This is a genomic window from Streptosporangium sp. NPDC003464, assembly GCF_053588315.1.
On record NZ_JBSFPS010000559.1, the window covers coordinates 1 to 1331 of the forward strand.

At 60.3% G+C, this 1331-nt stretch carries 2 protein-coding genes and 1 pseudogene; all 3 read left to right on the forward strand.

Annotation, left to right across the window (positions count from 1 at the left end; translation table 11 throughout):
• The coding region (locus tag ACWDS7_RS48515; RefSeq protein ID WP_451934833.1) for a hypothetical protein at positions 1-181 on the forward strand (181 nt) is incomplete at its 5' end.
• 49 nt (positions 182-230) lie between these two features.
• A complete protein-coding gene (locus ACWDS7_RS48520) occupies positions 231-893 on the forward strand; it encodes a hypothetical protein (RefSeq protein ID WP_451934834.1) in 663 nt (220 codons plus the stop codon).
• A 43-nt stretch (positions 894-936) separates the two neighbouring features.
• A pseudogene (locus ACWDS7_RS48525) lies at positions 937-1331 on the forward strand (hypothetical protein); the annotation flags it as partial.

Sequence of the window (1331 nt, forward strand, 5' to 3'; positions counted from 1 at the left end):
GACGACCATTTTCACGACGCAAGGCAACAGGCCGGCGATCACCGCCTCCAACTTCACCAGCGGCAAGGTCACGAATATGAACGTCACCAGCTGGGCGAACGGCAGTTATCTCAGCGTCGATATCGACCAGGTCGGTTCCACCATTGCGGGCGGCGACCTCACCGTGCAGATCTCTCTGTAGCTGAGCGGCGGCCCCGCCGCAAATCTGTGTGATCGTCTGGAGGTAGCTCATGCCGTCGTTTCGCGCCGCATCCCAGGCAGCTTCCGCGGGGGCGGGCAGCACCATCTGCTCCAAGCCTGCCGGCACCGCTCCTGGAGACATTCTGGTGGCCTTCCACGCCACCGATGCAGGGACAATGACCAGCATGGGGATTTTCGGCGGGGGGTGGAACCTATTGGCCTCCCGAGCCCGGGACGGTAGTGCAGAGGGCGGCACCAAGGTCTGGTGGAAAGTTGCTGCCCCCAGCGAACCGAGCAGCTACGACTTTCTGCATGGATTTGACCCCGACGCGGTGGTTTCCATCATCGCAGTGCAGGATGGGTCTCTGAACACTCCGGTGGTAGCGCAAAGCGGAAGCTCTGGTTTGACGACGAGCGTTTCAACGCCGTCGACGACACCGACAGGCAGCGACGATTTCGAAATCCGATGCGCTATCGCCCAGCAGACGCAAATAGTGGCGGTTACGTGGACTCCGCCAGCGGGTTTCACTGAGCGGACCGACGTGCAGTCACGGACGAAAACCTCGGCAGCGGTAGCGACAAGGACACTGGCCAGCAGCGGGGCAACCGGAACGCATACGTTCACCGTCAGCTCAAATATAGAAGCGTGGCACGGCTTCACCGTCAACATCGCTGCTCGTTCCGGTTTCACCGGCTGGGGTATGCCGCTTTAGCCCTGCTTTGCATCACCTTCGGGTCTTCAATTTAGGGGGTGGCGTGACTATTTATCGTTGCGTTGTCGCTGATTTCTTAACGGATCTGAAGCTGACGGAGATGGATCTCGCGGTCGACACCTGCCAGCGCAGGATCATCGTGCCAGGCCAGTTCTCAGCCAGCGCGCCATTGACGAATCGGGATGAGGCTGCGAAAGCCCGGAAGATCATCCCGAATCGCACGAAGATCCACATGTGGCGGGACAACGACGTCTGGGGCACCTACTTCATCCGCTACGTACAACCGGAAGAGGACGAAGAAGGTAACCTCTCGCTGCGGATCACCGGCCAATCGCTGGAGGTCTACCCCTACCTGCGGAAAATCCGTTCGACCCTCACCTACAGCGGCGTCGACCAGATCGAAATCGCCCGCCAACTACTGACCCACATCGACACCCG

Coding starts and splice junctions, on each gene's coding strand:
- ACWDS7_RS48520 (WP_451934834.1), top strand. CDS start 231: ATGCCGTCGTTTCGCGCCGCATCCCAGGCAGCTTCCGCGGGGGCGGGC.